Genomic DNA, 20,674 nt, shown 5'->3' with positions numbered 1-20,674 from the left:
TAGGAAGTCAAGCGGAATTTTCAACTTTTCTAAAACAATTTTCCGTCCGCAAGATCTAGTGAAAAAAGCAAGGAAATATCAGCATTTTGTGGGTACGCCAGCGGAATGTGTTTCGTGAAAATTCGGTCTTTCGCGTCATAATGTGTATTTTGCATTAACATTTCATGCAATTCTCACAATTATCCCGCAGGGTTCTCTTACCTGTAACCCCCTGATCTGCCCTGGCAGGATCGCTGCCCTGTGCCAAGGCACCCGCCCCTCAGGCAATTGCGCGGAGTTTTCCTGCGTCATGGCGCTCCCGATAAAAATCACGTCAGGCATCCGCGGAAAATCCCACAAAAAGGGCAGGCCAGAAGGCCCGCCCCTGTACGCGGCTTCACGCCGCAGCATTATCCTGTTTTCTTATGAAACCATGCCGGGAAAGACCGGGCTTCACAAAATATGTTTCACGGTCTCCAGTGCGATCATGCTCAGCATATTATTCCGGTAAAGGCAGCTCAGGAATGCGCTTCCCGCAATCTGGTCCATCAGCATGCCGCCCGCCGGTGTCGTCTGGAATGCCGTGATAAAGAGCATCAGGATCCAGATCACAAAAAGCCCGACCGCCGCCCCGACCACGCCCCCGAGAATCTGGTTCAGACCATGGATGACCGGGATATGCGAGATAATGTCCAGGGCAGTCATCAGCACCCGGATCAGGGCATAGACCGCCGCAAACACAGCCAGGAAGCATACAATGTTCATCACACTGTTCGCCAGGTAGCTGACAAGATAATCGGCAAAGCTGTCCACACCCAGGAGATGATAGATCTCCGAATTATTATTTTCCACCAGGGCATCCTTCATCTGGGACGGAAGATTCAGTGCCTCGATCACCTCCCTCTGCAGAGAGGGATTCCCTGTGGTGTCTGCATTTTCCAGGGGTGTGGTGCCTGAGGCAGGTGTACCGGCAAATGCCGCGTCAAGCCCCGCCGCCGAAGCGATATTCTCCCCCACCGTCTGGTAAATGCCCGTGTTCTCCCTGAGGTAGGTGCCGAGCGCAGGCCCGCCGTAATGGGCGGCAGTCATCGTCAGCACCAGGGAGACTGCTGTCACGGCCATCCGGAAGAAGCCGCGCCAGTGTCCATACAGGATCATCACCAGCAGATAGACGGCTGCCGCAAGGGCAAGCCATTTGTCCGTGAGATCAATCAAAGAAATTCTTCTCCTTCAAAATCAGATAACCGTTCTTATCATAGCGGCGGGAGAACAGCTTTTTCTTTTCTGCCTTGTCCGCGGCGCGCTCAATCAGGTCAACCGCGTTTTCGCGGGTCAGCGGGATTCCGTCGTCCTCCATCATCTCCGCGCGCTCGTAGAGGGCCAGCTTCGCTTTGCCGTCGATGCTGCAGTCGCAGTCAACCGCATACTCACAGGCATACTGGACGAAAGCATCGATATCCAGCTCGCCATCCTGCGGAATTGGGGAGGTTCTCTCCTCATTTTCCTCAGTTTCCGGCGCGTCCTGCTCTTCCTCCTCCGGCTCGGCATCCTCATCGTCTGGCTCGTCCTCGTCCAGCTCCCTCTCCGCCTCCTCAGCGGCTCTCAGGGCCTCCTCAGCAGCCTTGCGGGCAGCCTCAGCCTCAGCGATTGCCTTGCGGGCGGCAGCGGCCTTCTGCTCCGCCAGCGCCCGTGCTGCCGCGGCAGAATCTCCGGGCTCTGCGCCGTTGTGTTCCTGTTCTTCCGCCTTCCGCGCGTCCGCTGCCTTCTGCTCCTTCAGAACCTTGGCCTCAGCCTCCGCCCTGTCAGCTTCCTCAGCCTTAGCCGCTTCCGCCGCTCTGCCAGCCTCCTCAGCCTTTTTCACCTCCGCCGCTTTTCGGGCTTCCGCTTCCGCCTCGGCGCGTCTTGCCGCTGCGCGCTCCTCGGCGGCCTTTTCCGCCGCCCGTGCAGCCTCCTGCTCCGCCTTTGCCGCATCCCGGACATCGCGGATCTTCTTCCGCGTTTCCTCCGAATCGGTGTATTCGTCATATCCTGCCATCAGATCCGCGTATTTATTGCGGAGCTTCTCAAGCTTTGCCGGAGAATCCACCAGGACAACCGTCACCGGCTCGGCCAGATGGCTGAGCCGGCTGTTGAGGTCTGCCAGCGTATTCTTCCCCAGGTCCCCGGCGCCGAGAACCGCCACATCGGCTCCCTCGAGCTGGCGGAGAAATGCCGCAACGCCGCGGTTATTGAGGCTGGCGCTCTGGATACCCTTCACCTTTCGCGAGACCCCGAGCTCAGCCTGGATAGCGCGCAGGGTATCACCCACCCTGGTTTTCAGCGTGCCGGCATCCGCGTCCGTGTCCACGGCAAGGGTAAAGCAAAGTGCCGGAATCTTCGCGGAAGACGTTTTTCCCGTCTCTGCCTTGTGGGCAGCCGCCCCGGAAGACGCTCCGGTATCCCGCACCGAATGGAAAATCTTCGTCTCCTCACTGCTGACATCCGGTTCCTCCGCCGCGGAGACAGTCTCGGACTGCATTCTGGAGACCTCGCGCGCGAGCTCCTCCTCCGCCTTGGCCTCGTGCAGGCTCGCGGCAAGTGCCATATCCGCGTCCGCATCTTCGGCAGCCGGGGAATCCCCGCCGGCCTCTGCCCCGGAAGGCTCCGCGGCGGCGGCATTTGCCACAAGGCCGTCCCCGGAAGCATCGTCCGCAGCGGCGCCGGAAATCTCCCCGCCATCTTCGGCATCGTCCGGAGCCGTGTCAGGATCGCCGGAAGCCGTGTCGGAATCGTCCAAAGCCGCGCCGGAATCGTCCGAACCCGCGCCGGAATCCTCCGAACCCGCGCCGGAATCCTCCCCCGCCGCCTCGGAATCATCCACCGCGTCCTCGTCGTCCGCATCATCCGCGGAACTGTACTTCTCCTGCACCTCGCGGAGCCTCTGCTCATACTTCTCCCGGTTCTCCACGAGATCCATCTGATACTTGCTGAGCGGGGCGTACTGGATCTTCAGCTCCATCGCCCGATCCACGTATTTGCCCAGACCGAACATCAGCATGATCTTATCGCACATCCGGACACAGTCTTCCTCGCGCCCGGCCTTCTGATAGAGTTCCGCCAGATGATACATCCACTTATCATCCAGTTCCATATTGCAGTACATCTCCAGGGCATTCACCTGCTGCTCGATGGGGGCCTTCTTCGCCTCCAGGATCAGGTAGCGGAGAAGGTACTGGGTTGCATCGTCGTCATCCACCTGGTCGCAGTACTCACGATAGTAGGCTTCCGCCTCCTTCACGTCGCCGGCGCGGAGAGCCAGGTCACACAGCTTGCGGAGAATGCCGCGGCCGATGGAAGACCGTTCATAGGCAATCAGAAGAATATCCCGCGCGTCCTGGTACTCCCCGTTCTTCTCATAGACGCGGGACGCCATGGCGAGCGTCGCCTGGTTGCGGATCTGCCGCCAGTCAATGGTGTCGGCAATCTTCATCGCCGTCGCGTAATCGCTCTTGTTCACCAGCTTTTTGATCTGACTGACCTTATAATTCAGTTCTGTCTTATCCATTTTCACCTGTACCTCATCTCACAGTTCCGTGCGTCCCTCCAGGGCGCGCAACAGCGTTACCTCATCCGTATATTCCAGATCACCGCCGACCGGCACGCCGCTGGCAATCCTTGTCACCTTGATGCCCGACGGCTTGATCAGCTTGCTGATGTACATCGCCGTGGTTTCCCCCTCCAGGTTGGAGTTGGTGGCGATAATGACCTCCTTCACCGGATCCCGGGAGAGCCTCTGCATCAGCTCCTTCAGGCGGATGTCATTCGGACCGATGCCCAGCATCGGGGAAATCGCCCCATGGAGTACATGGTAAACGCCGTCATACTTCCCGGTGCGCTCATAGGCGGCAAGATCGCGGGTATTTTCCACCACCATGATCGTGCCGTGATCTCTCTCGGGATTGGCGCAGATCGGGCAAATGTCCCTGTCCGTGAGCGTCTGGCATTCCCTGCAGTAGTGGACATTGTGCCTTGCGTCCAGGATCGCTCCGGACAGCTTCTCCGCCTGCTCCACCGGCATATTGATGATGTAAAATGCCAGCCGCTGGGCAGACTTGCTGCCGATGCCGGGGAGCTTGGCGAGCTGCGCAATCAGTTCATTGATCTGCGTGCTGTAATAATCCATAATTTAGAAGGGCAGGCCTCCTCCGATGCCGCCGGTCAGCTTCTGCATCTCCGACGTGGTGTCATCCTCCGCCTGCTGCAGCGCCTGGTTCACCGCGGCGACGATCAGGTCCTGGAGCATCTCCACATCGTCCGGATCCACAGCCTCCGGGGCGATCGTGACGGAAATCACCTCGCGCTTCCCGTTCACTTTCACGGTCACCGCGCTGCCGCCGGCCGTCGCCGTATACTCCTTATCCTGGAGTTCCTTCTGCTTTTCCTCCATCTGGCGCTGCATTCTCTGCGCCTGCTTCATGATATTGGCCATATTGCCGGGCATTCCGCCCGGGAAACCGCCGCGCTTTGCCATGTTTTTCTCCTCCTTCACTTCTGCCGGTCCTCGGGCGCATCCTCCACCTCGACATCCATGTGGATTTTCTCCCGAAGCTCCTCGTCGCTGATTCCGTATTCGATCTCCTGGTCGCTGCCATCGCTCTGGTATTCCGCGGTAAATTCCATCTTCTTCTGATAGAGCTCAGCCACCGATGCCGACAGTTCCCTGAGGACATCGCCCTCCTCGGATCCGCGGCTCCGGCTGACGATATCATAATGTGTTTTGTCGCGAAATACAATATTCAGCCGTCCATTTCCCGCCGGATCCACCCGGGTTCCCGCGAGAGCCGCCCTTCCGGGCTGCCGGACGGTGCCCTGGATCGTCCTCCAGTTATTCCGAACCTCCATGAGATCCTCGTACTCCGCCCGCGGAAGCAGGACCTTTTTCGGCCGGTTCGCCGCGGCACCCCCGCCGGCTGGTCCCGGGGTATCGGCAGAGGCATTTCCCGATGCCGCGGGGGAAGGCACGCCCCCGGCTGCAAGGCCACCGGCCAGCGCGGACAGGTTCTGCGGAAGCTCCCGCATCTGCTTCTCCAGCTTCTCCAGCCGCTCCAGCACCGCATCCGGATTCGTCTCCATCTCCGGCCGGGTCAGCCGGATCATGGCAATCTCCGCGAGCACGCGCTTCTGCGAGCTCAGCCGCATCGTGCCGAGAAGCTCCGAGAGCACGCGGATATAGCGCATCAGGACATTTTCCGGCAGGGCGTCCGCCTGCTTTTTCACGATCCGGGCATTCTCCGTGGAAATGCCGATCATGTCGGCCATCTCCGGCCCGCCTGCCTTCATGAGCAGGACGCTCCGGAGATACCAGATAAAGTCCGTGATCATCTGGGTCAGCTCCCGCCCCTGGACAATCGCCCGGTCGAGCTCCCCGAGGCACGCCCGGACATCCCCCGCCGCGAGCTCATCCAGGAGACGGGTAAATACGCTGTTGTCCACCGCCCCGAGCTCGTCCAGCACATTGTCATAGGTCAGCTTTTCATCAAAATGGAAGGCCGCGCACTGGTCAAGAAGGCTTAAGGCATCACGCATAGAGCCGTCCGCGACCCGCGCAATATAGCGCAGCGCGGCTTCCTCGGCGTCGATCTTCTCGGCGGCGCAGAGCTCCGTCAGCCGGTTTGTGATTGTCTGCACGGAAATCCGGTGGAAGTCATACCGCTGGCACCGCGAGAGGATGGTCACCGGGATCCGGTTCACCTCCGTGGTCGCCAGGATAAAGATCACGTAGGACGGCGGCTCCTCCAGGGTCTTTAGGAGGGCATTGAACGCCCCCGCCGAGAGCATATGCACCTCGTCGATGATATACACCCGGTACCTGCCCTCCGAGGGCGGATACTGCACCTGGTTCCGGATCTCCCGGACATCATCGACACCGTTATTGGACGCGGCGTCGATCTCCATGACATTCAGGGAATTGCCCGCGGCGATCTTCCTGCAGGACGGGCACTCCCCGCAGGGGCTCCCGTTGTTCGGGTGCTCGCAATTCACCGCCCGGGCAAAGATCTTCGCGACGCTGGTCTTGCCGGTGCCGCGGGTGCCGCAGAACAGATAGGCGTGCCCCACATGATCGGTCAGGATCTGATTTCTCAGCGTCCGGACGATGTGATCCTGGCCGCTGACATCGTCAAATGTCTGCGGGCGCCATTTCCTGTAAAGTGCGGTGTAAGCCATGTGCTGTTTCCCCCGTCATGTTCCTTCTATGTTCCGGACCGATATCCCCGGATCCGGAATACCCGGAAAGTGCCCGGGATCCCCCGGGCACTTTCCGCCCTTATTATGCAGAGCACTTAACGATAACCAGCCACTTAACGAGGACAAGCGAAAGCGCAGTCCGAGTTTAGTGGAGTGGCTATCCGCGAAGCGGAGCGCGAGCCCAACGGGCGAAGCGCGAGTTTAGTGCGAGCTATGCGAATTTGCTTAGTGAGAACAAGCGCGAGCGCAGTTCGAACTTAGCAAATTTGCTTTCAACAGTCGCCGAAGCTGATGCCGACAGCCCTCGCCTCCCGGATTTCCTGGCTGTCCGGGTCAACCGTCTTGAGCTTCCCGGCAATCTCCTCGAGAGAAACCTTCGTGATCTTCCCGTTCCGGAACGCCGCCATGTAACCGAAATTGTTATCCCTGACCAGCTTGGCGGTCTCAGCGCCGAGGCGCGTCGCAATCAGGCGGTCGTATGCCGTCGGGATACCGCCGCGCTGCATGTGGCCCGGAACCGTGACGCGGATCTCCTGCCCGGTTTTCTCGGCAATCGCGGCGCCAACCTCGTAGGCGACTGACGGATAAGCCGGAGCCTTTTTCGTGAACTCCTTCAGCTCTTTCTTGGTCATGGCCGCCTTTTCCTTGGAGATCGCCCCCTCGGCGACAGCCAGGATGGCAAAGTGCTGGCCGCTCTTCGTCCTTGCCTGGATTGCCTTGACAATGCAGTCGATGTCGTAGGGAATCTCCGGGAGCAGGATGATATCCGCGCCGCCGGCGATCCCCGCGTACAGGGTCAGCCAGCCGACCTTGTGCCCCATGATCTCCACGATAAACACCCGGCGGTGCGAGGCTGCCGTCGTGTGGATGCAGTCGATGGCATTGGTCGCGATCGAGAGTGCGCTCTGGAAACCGAACGTCGTATCCGTACCCCAGAGATCGTTATCGATGGTCTTCGGCGCCGCGACAACCTTGAGACCCTGCTGGCTCAGCAGGTTCGCGGTTTTCAGGCTCCCGTTGCCGCCGAGGACGATCAGCCCGTCCAGGCGCAGCTTCCGGTAGGTCTGCTTCATCATTTCCACCTTATCGTTGCCGTAGGCATCCGGCTCATTGATCAGCTTGAACGGTGTCCGGGAAGTGCCGAGGATTGTGCCGCCGCGGACGAGAAGGCCGGAGAAATCCTCCTGCTCCATGATCCGGTAATCTTCATACATCAGGCCGCGATATCCTTCATTGAAGCCGTAAATCTGTACGTCGTCATACATCCGGTACAGTGCCTTGCCGATGCCGCGCATCGTCGCGTTTAAGCTCTGACAATCTCCGCCGCTGGTTAACATGCCAAATCTCATTGTCTTATCCCCTTTCGGCTTTTCCTGCCGGACTGCACTTCCCGGCACATCCTAACAGTTGTCTTAATTATAGTTCCCTCCGGAGGCGGACGTCAATTCTGCGGGCAAGCCTGCGGCAAAAAACAATCCTGCCTGGATCCCGCAAAGCTTTGCTCGATGCGGGGCCGGGCACCTGCGGCACTTGGCTGCATGCCGGGGGATAACAAACAAGGTGCCATGGAAATCTCTCCCCATGGCACCCCATATCTTTCTTCAAACAGAACCTGTTCGGAGCTCCGCCTGCAGGCAGCCCGTTTGCGGGCTCTCCCCGACATATCCTGAACAGATAAAATCCGCACGCCCCGCTTTGGACGCATGTTTCGGACGTTACCTCCATCGCCTGCTCGGCCCAGGCTGTCTCGCGGCACACGAAAGCTTCCGCTTAGTGCTGCTGCATTCCTGCCCTGACACGGTTCACGGATTTCCGTTGCGCAAGACCCAGACTTCAACGCCGCGTGTGAAGGGCAGCTCCGCCGCATGACGCCCGAGGCGGGACATCACCCCTGCTGTAGCGGATTGCAGGTACAGGGCACCGCTGACTCCCCGGCTGTGCGGAAGAATTATGGCATTGTAAGAAAAGGCATTTTGCATGTGCTGAACTGGAAACAGTATAGCGGAGCGCGGGATTTTTGTCAAGGAACCGCTTGCTTTTCTGGCGCTCCTGTGTTAACATGAATAACTGTCAGACACGGGTGGTTTCCCGAGTGGCCAAAGGGGACAGACTGTAAATCTGCTGCAGATTGCTTCGGTGGTTCGAATCCACCACCACCCATCTTTTTTTCATCAGCCGGCATGGCGGAACTGGCAGACGCACGGGACTTAAAATCCCGCGAGGATAAAACTTCGTACCGGTTCGATTCCGGTTGCCGGCATAATGACGAATTTCAGGGCTCATCCGATTTCGGATGAGCCCTTTCTTATGTTTTCCCCTCTTTCCGCTTCTCCCGGAGTTCCCGGAAGAACGTCTTCAGCATCGCCGAGCAGGTGTCCCCGAGAATCCCCGTGTGCACCTCCGCCTGATGGTTAAATCCCTTCTCCCCCAGGATATTCATCACCGAGCCGGCACAGCCTGCCTTGGGGTTCATCGCGCCGACATACACCCGAGGGATCCTCGCCTGGATAATCGCCCCGGCGCACATCGGGCAAGGTTCCAGCGTTACATAGAGGTCGCACCCCTCAAGCCGCCAGTCGCCGACCGCCCGGCAGGCTTTCCGGATTGCCGTGATCTCCGCGTGGGCAAGTACATTGTGATCGACCGTCCTCCGGTTGTAGCCGCGGCCGATCACCTCCCCGTCCCGGACAATCACGCAGCCGATCGGCACCTCGCCGATCCTTGCCGCCTGCCTGGCCTGGCGGACCGCCATCGCCATATACTTCTCCTCCGCCGTGTATTTTCTCATCAGTTTACCTCCGGGCAGCCGAAAAACCGCCCTGTCTCCCGCGGGAAAAACAGGACGGTTCATGTTGTTTCATGCTCTATTGCCGGTACCGGGAATACGGAATTACTCGATCACGTGGATCCAGCCTTCCGGTGCCTCGATACGACCCATCTGGATGCCGGTCAGGGTATCATACAGCTTCTGGGTGTACGGGCCCATCTTCTCCATGCCTGCCGGGAAGCAGATCTCCTTGCCGTGGTCATTGATCTTGCCGACCGGGCTGATGACCGCCGCCGTGCCGCAGAGGCCGCACTCCGCGAAGTCCTTGACCTCAGAGAGGGCTACCGGGCGCTCCTCAACCTTCATGCCGAGATAATGCTCAGCAACATAGACAATTGAGCGGCGGGTGATGGACGGAAGAATGCTGTCCGACTTCGGGGTAACCAGAGTGCCATCCTTCGTGATGAAGATCACGTTGGCGCCGCCGGTCTCCTCGATGTAGGTCCTGGTCGCCGGATCCAGGTAAATATTCTCGTCAAAGCCCTTCTGATGCGCATCGACGATGGCATAGAGGCTCATGGCGTAGTTCAGGCCGGCCTTGACATTGCCGGTTCCTCTCGGCGCCGCACGGTCGTAATCGCTGACGCGGATGGTGATCGGCTTCGCCCCGCCCTTGAAATACGGGCCAACCGGCGTCACCAGGATGCGGAACTGATACTCATCCGCCGGCTTTACGCCGATGACCGGGGACCAGCCGAACATATACGGGCGGATATACAGGGTAGCGCCGGTACCATACGGCGGAACCCAGGCATCATTGGCCTTTACGGTCTCCTCGACTGCCTTCACGAAGCGGTCCTTCGGAAATACCGGGATCTCCAGCCGCTTAGCGCTGCTCTCCATACGCTCGGCATTGAGATCCGGGCGGAAAATGACAATGTGCCCCTGCTCGGTGGTATACGCCTTGAGGCCCTCAAAGCAGCTCTGCGAATACTGCAGAACGCCCGCGCACTCGTTCATCGTGATGTTCGGGTCCGTGATCAGGGCACCGTCATCCCACTTGCCATCCTTGAAATAGGAGACATAGCGGTAATCCGTTGTGCGGTAGCCAAATCCCAGATTGGCCCAGTCGATATTTTTCTTTTCCATGATCTTCACTCCTATCTTCCCCGAACCTCTGAACAATCGGACGTCTGAGGATATTTTTACGATCACAATTATAAAGAGTTATTGAATAACATTCAAGACAGTGTTGAAAAAAAGGTCGGGAAAATGGCGTTCTTCCGCGTTATTTCACACTCTTCCCCACGATTCACCGCGCGGAACCTCCCTGCGGCGGTATTTTCCCCGCGTAATCCGATACCCACTCGCCGCTCAGCACGGTCGGGGCAAACTGCTCCTCCGTCGGCTTCGCCTCGAGAATCATGGAGGACACCGGAGGAAGGTCGATGGAAACCATGCCGTCCGCCACCGGGAACTCGATGATGCCGACATTGTAACCGCTCTCATAGGTCAGCATACGGCGCCTGAGGACATCCGAGCCGCGGACGCCGATTCTCCAGACCGGAATCTGCACCTTTTTCCAGCAATCGTCGGTGTTGACCGCGACAACGCACCGGCTGGCATTCTTCCCGCGCAGGAACCGCCCGTAGACCACGAGCCCCTGTTCCGCGGCAAGGCAAAGAATCGATCCGCGGCGCAGCGCCTTGATCTCGCGGCGGAGAAAGGTGACGATATGGCAGAACTCGATCAGCTCCAGATTTTCATGGCCCCAGGGGTAAGTCCTGCGGCTGTCCGGATCAGTCCACCCGCAGAGCCCGGCTTCGTCGCCGTAGTAATAGGTCGGCGCGCCCGGCCAGGTCATCTGCATGACCACGCCCTGCCGGAAAATGCCTATGTTGACGCCCTGGCCTGCCGCCTCAAATCCCGCGTTTGAGAGCCTTCCGACACGGCAGTTGGTTCTCGTCATAAAGCGGGAATGGTCATGGTTGGAAAGCTGGTTCATGGCGCACGCCACAGAGAGCGACTGCATGTGGAACATATTCGTGCGCATCGCGTGGAAAAAGGCCTGGCCGTCGCCCTTAAGCGACGGGTTTTCGCTGTCGCTGTGCTTTTCCATCCCTGTCAGGAACCAGGAGACCGGCTCCATGAAGGCGTCATAGTTCATCACGGAATCCCACTCATCGCCCCCGAGCCAGTCGCTGGGATCGCCGTAATGCTCGGCGATGATCACCGCGTCCGGGTTGGCGGACTTCACCGCTTTCCGGAATTTTTTCCAGAAATGATGGTTGAATTCCGCCGAGTGGCCGACATCGGCCGCGACATCCAGCCGCCAGCCGTCACAGCTGTACGGCGGGGACACCCATTTCTTCGCGATATCCAGAATATACTGTTCCAGCTCCGGCGACGCCTCGTAGTTGAGCTTCGGCAGCGTGTCATTCCCCCACCAGCCGTCGTAGGAAGTGTTGTACGGCCAGCCATTCGGGTCATTGAACTGGAAAAAGTTCCGGTAGGGGCTGTTCCCGGAGATAAACGCGCCGATCGGATAGCCGCCGTGCTTCTCGTAGATCCTCTCCCTGTCCATCCAGCGGTTGAAGGAGCCGCAGTGGTTAAATACGCCGTCGATAATCACGCGGATACCGTGCTCATGGCACTGCTTCACAAAATCGGCAAAATAGCGGTCGCTCGCCCGGAGATTCCTGAGATCCGTCGTCCTCGTGACATATTTTTCCCGCTCCCGGTTGCTCCCGGCGTGCTGCGGGTTGTCCGCATCCTCGGGAATCACGGTGTAATGCGGGTCAATGTGGGAATAATCCTGGCAGTCATATTTGTGGTTTGACGGGGAGACAAAAACCGGATTCAGGTAGATCGCCTCGACCCCGAGATCCTTCAGATAGTCGAGTTTTTTGAGAACCCCTGCCAGGTCACCGCCGTAAAACCGGCCAACATCCAGCTCCGCTGTCGGCTCATCCCAGTTCACCTGACAGACCGGGCGGCCGAGATAATAGTATTCTCCGTTCACGACATCATTGGCCGGGTCGCCGTTGCAGAACCGGTCCGTAAAAATCTGGTACATGACCGCGCCCTTGCTCCATTCCGGGACATGAAACCCCGGCGTCAGGCGGAACATCATGCGGTACGGCAGCCCGCCGACCCCCGCGCGGTCGTACTCGCAGCTCTCGCCGCCCTTCTCGATATGAAAATTATAGAAGAGCGTTTCCTCCCCCACAATATAGCTCACGGAATAATAATCAAACTGCTCATCGCGGCTCAGCAGCTTCATCGGGTAGCGCCGGGTCAGCCCTTGCTGGTCGTGCGCCACAAAATATACCGCATCCGCGCCTTCTCTCGCCGTGCGGAAATAAAACGTCACGGTCTCGTCCGGGTCTGCCTCTTCCGGCCACCGGTAGGCGCCCGTCTCATCGCAAAATAAAGCCTCTATATCGATACTGTCCATATATTCAAGTCTCCTCTGTCTCTGGCTATTATTTTAGTGGGTTTTCCCGTTTTTCACAAGCGTCCCGCGAAAAGCAAATTTGCTAAGTTCGAACTGTGTCAAATAGATATGAAAAGAACCGGCTTCGCAGCCGGTTCTTCAGGAGAAGGTATTCACGTGGCCAGCTTTCGCCGGCCATGATTTATGGGGTGTTAAACCATTTGTACCAAGGGGGTGGTACGTGAATTATAGTAGCATAGCCCCGCAAAACTGTCTGCACAAACATTGCCAAATCTTTATCAGCTTTTTGTGCAATCCTCTGGTGCCTGATTTCCCCCCGCATTTTTGTCCTGTGCATCAGTGCTAAAGAGTGCCTCAAATTCCGCCTGCCCGATTTTTTCCTTCTCAAGGAGCAGGGCGGAGCAGCGATCCAGCACGTCGCGGTGATCCAGGATAATCTTCTTCGCCTTCGCGTAGCAGGTCTCGATAATCCGCTTGACCTCCTGGTCGATCTCCGCGGCGACATCCTCGCCGTAATTCCTGGCATGTCCGAGCTCCCTGCCAATAAAGACCTCGTTGGTGTCGTTCTCGTAGCTGATCGTGCCGACCTTGTCGGACATCCCGTACTCGGTCACCATCGCCCGGGCAATCTTCGTCGCCTGGCGGATATCCTGGGAGGCACCGGTCGTCACATCGCCGAACACAATCTCCTCGGCAATCCTGCCGCCGAGGGAGACCATGATTTCCTCCAGCATGTAATTCTTTGTGATGAACAGCTCATCCTGCTCCGGGAGCGGCATCGTATACCCCGCCGCGCCGACGCCGGTCGGAATGATCGAGATCGTGTGCACCGGCCCCACATCCGGGAGCAGGTGGAACAGGATCGCGTGGCCCGTCTCGTGATAGGCGGTGATCCTCTTGTCCTTCTCGGAGATCACCTTGCTCTTCTTCTCCTCGCCGATATTGACCTTGATAAATGCCTGCTCAATATCCCGCTGAGAGATATACTTGCGCTTATCCTTCGCCGCGTTGATCGCCGCCTCATTCATCAGGTTCTCGAGATCCGCGCCGGTGAGCCCGACGGAGGTCTGCGCCACCCGGTGCAGGTCGACATCGTCCGCAAGCGGCTTATTCCGGGAGTGCACATGGAGAATTGCCTCCCTGCCGCGGATATCCGGCCGTCCAACGGCCACCTTCCGGTCAAAGCGCCCCGGGCGCAGGATCGCCGGATCCAGGATATCCACACGGTTCGTCGCCGCCATGACGATGATGCCCTCATTAACGCCAAAACCATCCATCTCAACCAGGAGCTGGTTCAGCGTCTGCTCCCGCTCATCGTGGCCGCCGCCGAGGCCGGTTCCTCTCTGGCGGGCAACCGCGTCGATCTCATCGATAAATACGATACAGGGGGCATTTTTCTTCGCGTCCTCAAAAAGGTCACGGACACGGGAAGCGCCGACTCCGACAAACATCTCCACAAAGTCCGATCCGGAAATCGAGAAAAACGGCACGCCCGCCTCGCCGGCCACTGCCCTGGCGAGCAGCGTCTTGCCGGTGCCCGGAGGCCCGACCAGGATCACGCCCTTAGGGATCCGGGCACCGAGCTCGGTATACTTCGTCGGATCCTTCAGGAAATCCACGATCTCCTGGAGCTCCTCCTTTTCCTCCTCGAGGCCGGCGACATCGGCAAATTTCACATTGCTGTTCCGGGTCACCCGGGCGCGGCTGCGCCCGAAATTCATCATTTTCGCGTTGGCGCCCCCGGCTCCCGCCCGCGCGTTCATGAAGGTGAACAGGAAGATCAGGATACCGGCGGTCAGCCCGATCGGCAGGATCACTGTCGTGAAATAGTTATCCTGCCGGATTGCCTCGGTATAATAGGAAATGTTCTTCTCGCGGAGAAGCTTCTCCACCTCATTGACATCCAGGGTGCTGAAGCCCAGATGCTCTCCGCCCTTCGTCGTGTACTCGATTTCCCCCGTCGGGATCTCCCGGTTCGGGCGGATCACCACCTGCGCCACATTGCCGTCATCCACCTGCTGTTCAAATTCCGGGTAGTTGATTTCCTCACTCTGGGTGAAATTCTGCCTGCTGAAACTGAAAACCAGGAAAATGAGCACCAGCAGTACAACAATGCCGATGCCATTTCCCACCGACTGACGTTTATTCACGTTATTCTCCCTGCGTCCTTTCCAATATTAGACTTCAACCACGCCGATGTAGGGCAGATTCCGGTACTTCTGGTCATAATCCAGGCCGAAGCCGACCACAAACTGGTCGGGAATCTCGAAGCAGGTATAATCGACATGAACCTGCTTTTTCACGCGGCGCTCCGGCTTGTTGAGCAGCGTGCAGAGATGGATGCTCTTCGGATGGCGGCCCTTGAGCACCTCGATCAGGTAGGCAAGCGTGCGCCCGGTATCGATAATGTCCTCAACGATCAGCACGTCCTTCCCATCGATCGGCTCATCCAGATCCTTGATGATCCGGACAACACCGCTGGAGACGGTGCCGGCACCATAGCTGGAGACAGCCATAAAATCCATCGTCACCGGCATTTTCAGGTGTTTGGCCAGCTCGCAGGTGAAGAACACGCCGCCCTTCAGAATGCAGATCAGATGTAACGGCTTCATGCCGTAATCCTTATTCACCTCATCCGCGATCTCACAGATCCTTTTATCGACTTCCTCCTCGGTAAGAAGGACCTTAATCCTGTCCGCCATTTCCCGTACCTCCCTCGAAGCTGATCTCCAGGATCCGCCGCGTGCTCCCGGACACCTTATAATACTCGCTGATTCTGTATCCCACAATCCAGAGGATGTGGCTCCCGTCCGCGACGACGGGAATCTTGCCGCGCCTCGCCGCCGGGATATGTTCGTCGATCATAAAGCGGTGCAGGGTCTTTTTTCCGTTCCGTATCATGAGATAATCTCCCGGCTGCCGGAATCTCACGGAAAGATTGTGTAATATTTTATCATAATCGAACCATTTCGTACACTGCCCCTCCGGAAAATTCACGCAATCTTTGCGGGGGAATACGCGCATGCGCACCTTCCCCGCGCACGGCTGGGCCGCGGTTTTCGAAGCCGGGCCTGCTTCTACCTCCGCCGCGCGCAGAATCCCCTGCCGGATGTCCTCCTCTGGCCAGGCGGCCGGAGCAAACCCGGCTCCCGCGCCCCGGATCACCATCGCCCCGTACTCCCGGACGATGCGAAACCCGTAGGGCAGGTCCGCCGACCGGCCGGCATGGCCGAGGGCGATATCATCCGCCGCGGCAATATGCGCCGCGGTGATATCCTTTGCCGGACAGCCCGCGCGGGCGAGCAGCGCCCGGAGAATGTATTCCCGGACAATCCGCTCGGCTCCGGCATAAGCCCCGGCATCCGCCCGGATCTCTCCCTCTCCGCCCTCCGCGTGCTCCCGGCACCAGGCTTCCGCAAGATTCCGGAAATACCGGTCCGCCTCCCGGATCTTTTCCCCCGCGCCCACGGTATGCCTCGCCGCGCCGGCATTAACGTGCTCCGCCGCCCCCGGCAGGAGCACATGGCGCACATAGTTTCTCGTGAATGCCGTGTCCCGATTGGTGGAATCGACAACGTACGGGATCTTCCCCGCCGCGAGATAGTCCAGGATCTCCTTTCTCGTGACCGCAATCAGCGGCCGGATGACCCGCCCCCGCACCGGCGGAATCCCGGCGAGGCCGGCAAGTCCGGTGCCCCGGAAGAGATTCATCAGGATCGTCTCCGCGCAGTCGTCCGCGTGGTGGGCCACCGCAATGCGGGCGTGCCCTTCCCCCGCCGCTTCCTCCCGGAAAATCCGGTAGCGCTCTCTTCTTCCGGCCTCCTCCACCGACAGGCCGTCCCTTCGCGCCGCCTCCCGGACCTCCGCATCATGCCGGGCAAAGGGGATCCCCCTCTCCCGGCAGAATGCTTCGGCAAATGCCGCGTCCCGCTCCGCCTCCTCCCCGCGGAGGCCATGGTTAATATGCACTGCCCGAAGGCGAAAATCCAGGGTTCCCCTGAACCCTTCCAGGATCGTGAGCAGCGCCGCCGAATCCGGCCCGCCGGAAAACCCGGCGATCACGGTATCGCCGGGGGTAATCATCTTGTATTCCCGGATGGTGTGAAGCACCCGGCTCTCGAGCGGATCCATATGTCCTCCTTTCCGCGCGGACAAAAAATTCTCCGATGCCTCAGCAGCACCGGAGATCAACCGTCATTTCTTCTCGGAAGGCTTGAGAATCACCTCGCCCTTGTTGACCAGGCCGAGCTTCTCCTTCGCGATCTTCTCAATGTATTCCTTGGTCTGTACATACACGCTCTGCTCCTGGAGCTGTGAATTCCTCTGCTCCTCCTCGGAGAGCTGCTGCTGCAGGGACGCTTCCTGGGCACTCAGCTGCCTCTCCTTATCCCGGAGCGCGGCGCTCTTCACGTTTACCGCGACGGCAAGGCTGATGACCACCAGAGTGATGCTCACAAGCGGCATCCTGTTGTTCAGGCCGACTTGCTTCCTGCCCTTCATCTTCCTGTTCCGCATGTGCCTCATCTCCTTCCGGTCCTGCGCGTCCCGCCGGTTCCTTACCTCCCATGATACGGGATAACGCCGGGCAATGCAAGTATCCCGCCGCCCGGAAACGGGAAATTCCCCGCGAAACTGCCGCGGGGAATCTTTTCAGAGGTAACGGTACATCTCCTTCGCATCGTCCTTCCGGACCGTCTCGGAGACATCCAGCACCTCCACTTTTACCGATTTTGTGCCAAACTGGATCTCGATCACATCGCCGGCTTTCACGGCGAGGGACGCCCGCGCCGGCTTGTCGTTCACCAGCACTCTTCCGGCGTCGCAGGCTTCATTCGCCACCGTTCTCCGGCGGATCAGCCTCGAAACCTTTAAATATTTATCCAGTCTCATGGATTACTCGTTGATCATATCCTTGAGGGCCTTGCCCGGCTTGAACTTCGGGGTCTTGGAAGCCGCGATCGGCATCGTCTCCCCGGTTCTCGGGTTTCTTCCCTCTCTGGCAGCTCTCTCCGCAACCTCGAAGGTACCGAAGCCGACGAGCTGGATCTTACCGCCCTTTGCGAGCTCCTCAGAAACGGTATCGGTAAATGCCTTGACGGCCTTCTCGGCGTCCTTCTTGGTAAGGTCAGCCTTCTCCGCAACAGCTGCAACAAAATCAGCTTTATTCATCTTCGAAATCCTCCTGCTCAAACGTGATTATGATGATCCGCAAAACCCTGAAAAGCTTATTCTTTCAACACTTCCGCGTTCTGCTTCCATTTATTTATATCTACTGCGCCTGGGTTTGTCAAGGTTTTTAACGGATTCGTCACACACTCTTCGGATATGCGCGAATTATTTGGGCATATTTCTTGTTTTATCTTGAATATTTTAGTATTACTATACTATTTTCTAAATATATCCACCCATTTTTTGTGGATAAGGCAGGACCCGGCGTCATCCACCGGGTCCTGCCTTCACTTCTTTATCCTCTCACATTTCCCCGCTGCTCTCCTCGAGAAGCGTGGCCTCGTACTTGGCAAGGATAACTCTCTGAATCATCTCCCGCGTTTCCGAGTTAATCGGGTGAGCAATGTCCCGGTACTCACCGTCTGCCGCCTTGCGGCTGGGCATCGCGATGAATAACCCTTTCTCCCCCTCGATTACCTTGATGTCATGAACCACAAACTCGTTGTCGAAGGTCACGGAAACAATTGCTCGCATCTTTCCTTCTTTATCTACTTTCCGAACGCGAACATCTGTTATCTGCATAATCGTCCCTCTTTTCTAAATCTCGTGAGAGCCTTAAAGAGTGAATCTCTCGTTCTTCTCGATAACGATCTTGAGATCATCCGGCTTACCGATGTGGGACGTATTGGCGCGGATTGTATCCCGGCTTTCCACAATGCAATTCTCAATCACCGTATTATCCCCGATGTAGACATCATTCAGGATAATGGAATTGCGGATCACACAGTTATTGCCGATATAAACTTTCCGGAACAATACCGAATTCTCGACAACGCCGTTGATGATGCAGCCGCTGGAAACCAGGCTGTTCTTGACGGCGGCACCCGGGTTATACTTTGCGGGCGGAAGATCTTCAACCTTGGTATAGATCTCCGGATAGTCCCGGAAGAAATACTGCCGTACCTCCGGCTTCAGGAAATCCATATTGGTCCGGTAATAATCCTCCACCGACGCGATGTTGCTCCAGTAAGTGTCGAGCTTGTAAGCGTAGATCCTCTTCAGGTTCTTGTAGCGCACCAGAATATCTGTGACAAAGTCATATCTGTCCTCCGCGGCGCAGCGCTCGATCAGTTCAATCAACTGACGTCTTCGAATAACATAGATGCCGCAGGAGATCGTATGCGAGGAGGCGACCATCGGCTTCTCCTCGAAGTCGATGATCCTGCCGTTCTCGTTGACTTTCACAAGGCCGTAGCGGGTAACATCCTCCTCCGGCCCCATATCCTTGCAGACGATCGTGATATCTGCCTTTTTCTCAATGTGATACTCCAGAATCTTGTTGTAGTCCATCTTGTAGACACAATCGCCGCTGGCGATGACTACATAGGGCTCATGGCTTCTTTTCAGGAAGTCCAGGTTCTGATAGAGGGCATCGGCGGTGCCGCGATACCAGTCATTGCTCTCCGCGGTGATCGTCGGGGTGAAGACAAACATGCCGCCCTGTTTTCTGCCGAAATCCCACCACTTCGAGGAGCTGAGATGTTCATGCAGGGAACGGGAATTATACTGGATCAGGACCGCAACGCTCTGAATATGGGAGTTGCTCATATTGCTGAGCGCAAAATCAATGCTTCTGTAACTGCCGGCCATAGGCATGGCAGCGATGGCGCGCTTCTGGGAAAGCTCCTTCATGCGCTTGCTGTTGCCGCCGGCAAGAATGATACCAATCGCTCTCATCGTGCCTCACCTGCCTTTATGATCGAACCGCCGCTCTCCAACTGCCCGTCCGGATAATCTGCTTCCTCAGTTACTCCCGAGATCGCTGTGTTGCGCCCGACACGGACATTTGCCGGAACCACGGACTTCTCTCCGATGACGGCAAGATCCGCATGATAAACTCTCTTGTCAAATGTGCTCTCCGCGTACTCACCGACGCCGATATGCGTGTTCTCGCCGACCGTGACGTCCTCCGCAATGATGGCCTTGTCGATCACTGCTCCCGGAGCGATCACCGACCCCTTCATAATAATGGAGTCCTTGACCACCGCACCGGCTCCGATCGTGACGCCGGATCCGATGACAGAGCCTTCCACGTCGCCGCAGATCTCGCAGCCATCGCCGATAATGCTCTTCTCGATCTTCGCCTGGTCAGACACATACTGCGGCGGGATGATATCGCTCTTGGTATAGATCTTCCAGTATTCCTCATAGAGATTGAACTCCGGGATAATGTCGATCAGCTCCATATTCGCCTGCCAGTAGGACTCCAGGGTGCCGACATCCTTCCAGTAGCCGCTGAACTCATAGGCGAAAATTCTCTCCCCCTTGTCATGGCAGTACGGGATCACATGTTTGCCGAAATCGCATCCCGGCACATCCGCCAGCTGGATCAGCGCCTCCTTGAGAGCCTTCCAGCTGAAGATATAGATTCCCATCGATGCCAGGTTGCTCTTCGGGTGCTCCGGTTTCTCCTCAAACTCGGTGATCCGGTTGTTCTCGTCGGCAACCATGATCCCGAACCGGCTGGCCTCCTCCCAGGGAACCTGCATGACCGCGATCGTCACATCGGCATTATTGGCCTTATGGTATTCGAGCATAATCTCGTAATCCATCTTATAGATATGATCGCCGGAAAGAATCAGCACGTACTCGGGATTATAGGACTCCATGTACTCCAGGTTCTGGTAAATGGCATTGGCCGTCCCGGAATACCAGTCGCTTCCCTTGCTCCGCTCATACGGAGGGAGAACCGTGACACCGCCAACATTGCGGTCCAGATCCCACGGAATCCCGATCCCGATGTGAGAGTTGAGGCGCAGCGGCTGATACTGCGTAAGAACACCAACTGTATCCACACCTGAATTGATGCAGTTGCTCAGCGGGAAATCGATGATCCGGTATTTTCCGCCGAATGATACCGCGGGCTTTGCGACCTTCTGGGTCAGTACGCCCAGACGGCTGCCCTGACCGCCAGCCAGAAGCATGGCAATCATTTCCTTCTTAATCACAAAATCACCCCTTCTGTTTCATTGTGGCGCCTCTGTGCGGAACGTTTTCCGCCCCGTTTGCTCCCTCTG

General features: G+C 57.8%; 18 protein-coding genes, 2 tRNA genes and 1 other RNA gene. 2 read left to right on the top strand and 19 right to left on the bottom strand.

The features are described from left to right. Positions 1 to 432: 432 nt before the first annotated feature. From ISF27_RS11545 to ffs, 7 genes are all read right to left on the bottom strand, one after another. Positions 433 to 1,194, bottom strand: a complete 762-nt coding sequence (locus ISF27_RS11545) for a CvpA family protein (RefSeq protein ID WP_194611637.1) — start codon at positions 1,192 to 1,194, stop codon at positions 433 to 435. Beyond that, positions 1,187 to 3,523, bottom strand: a complete 2,337-nt coding sequence (locus ISF27_RS11540; RefSeq protein ID WP_194611636.1) for a tetratricopeptide repeat protein — start codon at positions 3,521 to 3,523, stop codon at positions 1,187 to 1,189. Before ISF27_RS11540 ends, ISF27_RS11545 begins: the two co-directional genes overlap by 8 nt. A gap of 18 nt (positions 3,524 to 3,541) precedes the next feature. Continuing rightward, complete coding sequence (gene recR / locus ISF27_RS11535) at positions 3,542 to 4,141, bottom strand: recombination mediator RecR (protein ID WP_194611635.1); 600 nt, start codon at positions 4,139 to 4,141, stop codon at positions 3,542 to 3,544. Between the two features lie 3 nt (positions 4,142 to 4,144). Continuing rightward, positions 4,145 to 4,489 carry a YbaB/EbfC family nucleoid-associated protein gene (locus ISF27_RS11530; protein WP_194611634.1) on the bottom strand — a complete coding sequence of 115 codons (345 nt, stop codon included), beginning with the start codon at positions 4,487 to 4,489 and terminating at the stop codon, positions 4,145 to 4,147. Positions 4,490 to 4,503: 14 nt separating this feature from the next. After that, the gene (gene dnaX, locus ISF27_RS11525; protein WP_194611633.1) at positions 4,504 to 6,183 is read right to left on the bottom strand and encodes a DNA polymerase III subunit gamma/tau; all 1,680 of its coding nucleotides are present in this window, start codon (positions 6,181 to 6,183) and stop codon (positions 4,504 to 4,506) included. Positions 6,184 to 6,476: 293 nt separating this feature from the next. Then, positions 6,477 to 7,553, bottom strand: a complete 1,077-nt coding sequence (locus ISF27_RS11520) for a 6-phosphofructokinase (RefSeq protein ID WP_235986370.1) — start codon at positions 7,551 to 7,553, stop codon at positions 6,477 to 6,479. 332 nt (positions 7,554 to 7,885) lie between these two features. Beyond that, positions 7,886 to 8,147: signal recognition particle sRNA large type (gene ffs, locus ISF27_RS11515), an RNA gene on the bottom strand. A 135-nt stretch (positions 8,148 to 8,282) separates the two neighbouring features. Here ffs and ISF27_RS11510 point away from each other — a divergent pair. Further along, positions 8,283 to 8,364: transfer RNA gene (locus ISF27_RS11510), tRNA-Tyr, on the top strand. A gap of 14 nt (positions 8,365 to 8,378) precedes the next feature. Next, positions 8,379 to 8,464 (top strand) — tRNA-Leu (locus ISF27_RS11505). A gap of 45 nt (positions 8,465 to 8,509) precedes the next feature. Here the strand turns inward: ISF27_RS11505 and tadA are convergent. The 12 genes from tadA to ISF27_RS11445 form a co-directional block, all read right to left on the bottom strand. Continuing rightward, positions 8,510 to 8,992, bottom strand: a complete 483-nt coding sequence (gene tadA / locus ISF27_RS11500; RefSeq protein WP_235986368.1) for a tRNA adenosine(34) deaminase TadA — start codon at positions 8,990 to 8,992, stop codon at positions 8,510 to 8,512. 102 nt (positions 8,993 to 9,094) lie between these two features. After that, a complete protein-coding gene (locus ISF27_RS11495; protein WP_194611631.1) occupies positions 9,095 to 10,120 on the bottom strand; it encodes a branched-chain amino acid aminotransferase in 1,026 nt (341 codons plus the stop codon). Positions 10,121 to 10,283: 163 nt separating this feature from the next. Beyond that, entirely contained in the window at positions 10,284 to 12,428 is a 2,145-nt protein-coding gene (locus tag ISF27_RS11490; RefSeq protein WP_194611630.1) for a glycoside hydrolase family 13 protein, read from the bottom strand. A 278-nt stretch (positions 12,429 to 12,706) separates the two neighbouring features. Continuing rightward, positions 12,707 to 14,578, bottom strand: coding sequence for an ATP-dependent zinc metalloprotease FtsH (gene ftsH / locus ISF27_RS11485; RefSeq protein WP_194611629.1), 1,872 nt, complete (start codon positions 14,576 to 14,578; stop codon positions 12,707 to 12,709). A gap of 27 nt (positions 14,579 to 14,605) precedes the next feature. Further along, positions 14,606 to 15,130 (bottom strand): hypoxanthine phosphoribosyltransferase, encoded by a 525-nt coding sequence (gene hpt, locus ISF27_RS11480; RefSeq protein ID WP_194611628.1) that lies wholly within the window; start codon positions 15,128 to 15,130, stop codon positions 14,606 to 14,608. Continuing rightward, entirely contained in the window at positions 15,114 to 16,559 is a 1,446-nt protein-coding gene (gene tilS, locus ISF27_RS11475) for a tRNA lysidine(34) synthetase TilS (protein WP_194611627.1), read from the bottom strand. The genes hpt and tilS overlap by 17 nt, the downstream gene beginning before the upstream one ends. 63 nt (positions 16,560 to 16,622) lie before the next feature. Continuing rightward, positions 16,623 to 16,943: an FtsB family cell division protein gene (locus ISF27_RS11470; RefSeq protein ID WP_235986367.1), complete on the bottom strand. Its 321-nt coding sequence runs from the start codon at positions 16,941 to 16,943 to the stop codon at positions 16,623 to 16,625. A 135-nt stretch (positions 16,944 to 17,078) separates the two neighbouring features. Continuing rightward, entirely contained in the window at positions 17,079 to 17,318 is a 240-nt protein-coding gene (locus tag ISF27_RS11465; protein ID WP_194611626.1) for an RNA-binding S4 domain-containing protein, read from the bottom strand. Between the two features lie 3 nt (positions 17,319 to 17,321). Next, on the bottom strand, positions 17,322 to 17,597 hold the full coding sequence (locus ISF27_RS11460; RefSeq protein WP_194611625.1) for an HU family DNA-binding protein: 276 nt from the start codon (positions 17,595 to 17,597) through the stop codon (positions 17,322 to 17,324). A 303-nt stretch (positions 17,598 to 17,900) separates the two neighbouring features. Beyond that, positions 17,901 to 18,179 carry a septation regulator SpoVG gene (gene spoVG, locus ISF27_RS11455; RefSeq protein WP_194611624.1) on the bottom strand — a complete coding sequence of 93 codons (279 nt, stop codon included), beginning with the start codon at positions 18,177 to 18,179 and terminating at the stop codon, positions 17,901 to 17,903. Positions 18,180 to 18,212: 33 nt separating this feature from the next. Next, positions 18,213 to 19,334, bottom strand: coding sequence for a glucose-1-phosphate adenylyltransferase subunit GlgD (glgD, locus tag ISF27_RS11450; RefSeq protein WP_194611623.1), 1,122 nt, complete (start codon positions 19,332 to 19,334; stop codon positions 18,213 to 18,215). Continuing rightward, complete coding sequence (locus ISF27_RS11445) at positions 19,331 to 20,605, bottom strand: glucose-1-phosphate adenylyltransferase (protein WP_328701611.1); 1,275 nt, start codon at positions 20,603 to 20,605, stop codon at positions 19,331 to 19,333. Before ISF27_RS11445 ends, glgD begins: the two co-directional genes overlap by 4 nt. Positions 20,606 to 20,674: the final 69 nt, after the last annotated feature.

Origin of the sequence: Clostridium vitabionis (genome assembly GCF_015351765.1) — a bacterium.
GTDB classification, from domain to species: domain Bacteria; phylum Bacillota; class Clostridia; order Lachnospirales; family Lachnospiraceae; genus Clostridium_R; species Clostridium_R vitabionis.
The sequence above is the reverse complement of the archived record's forward strand: the minus strand, read 5'-3'. Positions and strand labels throughout refer to the sequence as shown.

What these genes read in the sequence shown, in the direction of transcription:
- dnaX (WP_194611633.1), bottom strand. Translation starts at nt 6,183, where the DNA reads ATGGCTTACACCGCACTTTACAGGAAATGGCGCCCGCAGACATTTGAC.
- tilS (WP_194611627.1), bottom strand. Translation starts at nt 16,559, where the DNA reads ATGGATCCGCTCGAGAGCCGGGTGCTTCACACCATCCGGGAATACAAG.
- ISF27_RS11465 (WP_194611626.1), bottom strand. Translation starts at nt 17,318, where the DNA reads ATGAGACTGGATAAATATTTAAAGGTTTCGAGGCTGATCCGCCGGAGA.
- ISF27_RS11520 (WP_235986370.1), bottom strand. Translation starts at nt 7,553, where the DNA reads ATGAGATTTGGCATGTTAACCAGCGGCGGAGATTGTCAGAGCTTAAAC.
- recR (WP_194611635.1), bottom strand. Translation starts at nt 4,141, where the DNA reads ATGGATTATTACAGCACGCAGATCAATGAACTGATTGCGCAGCTCGCC.
- tadA (WP_235986368.1), bottom strand. Translation starts at nt 8,992, where the DNA reads ATGAGAAAATACACGGCGGAGGAGAAGTATATGGCGATGGCGGTCCGC.
- hpt (WP_194611628.1), bottom strand. Translation starts at nt 15,130, where the DNA reads ATGGCGGACAGGATTAAGGTCCTTCTTACCGAGGAGGAAGTCGATAAA.
- spoVG (WP_194611624.1), bottom strand. Translation starts at nt 18,179, where the DNA reads ATGCAGATAACAGATGTTCGCGTTCGGAAAGTAGATAAAGAAGGAAAG.
- ISF27_RS11470 (WP_235986367.1), bottom strand. Translation starts at nt 16,943, where the DNA reads ATGCGGAACAGGAAGATGAAGGGCAGGAAGCAAGTCGGCCTGAACAAC.
- ISF27_RS11540 (WP_194611636.1), bottom strand. Translation starts at nt 3,523, where the DNA reads ATGGATAAGACAGAACTGAATTATAAGGTCAGTCAGATCAAAAAGCTG.
- ISF27_RS11495 (WP_194611631.1), bottom strand. Translation starts at nt 10,120, where the DNA reads ATGGAAAAGAAAAATATCGACTGGGCCAATCTGGGATTTGGCTACCGC.
- glgD (WP_194611623.1), bottom strand. Translation starts at nt 19,334, where the DNA reads ATGAGAGCGATTGGTATCATTCTTGCCGGCGGCAACAGCAAGCGCATG.
- ISF27_RS11530 (WP_194611634.1), bottom strand. Translation starts at nt 4,489, where the DNA reads ATGGCAAAGCGCGGCGGTTTCCCGGGCGGAATGCCCGGCAATATGGCC.
- ISF27_RS11460 (WP_194611625.1), bottom strand. Translation starts at nt 17,597, where the DNA reads ATGAATAAAGCTGATTTTGTTGCAGCTGTTGCGGAGAAGGCTGACCTT.
- ISF27_RS11490 (WP_194611630.1), bottom strand. Translation starts at nt 12,428, where the DNA reads ATGGACAGTATCGATATAGAGGCTTTATTTTGCGATGAGACGGGCGCC.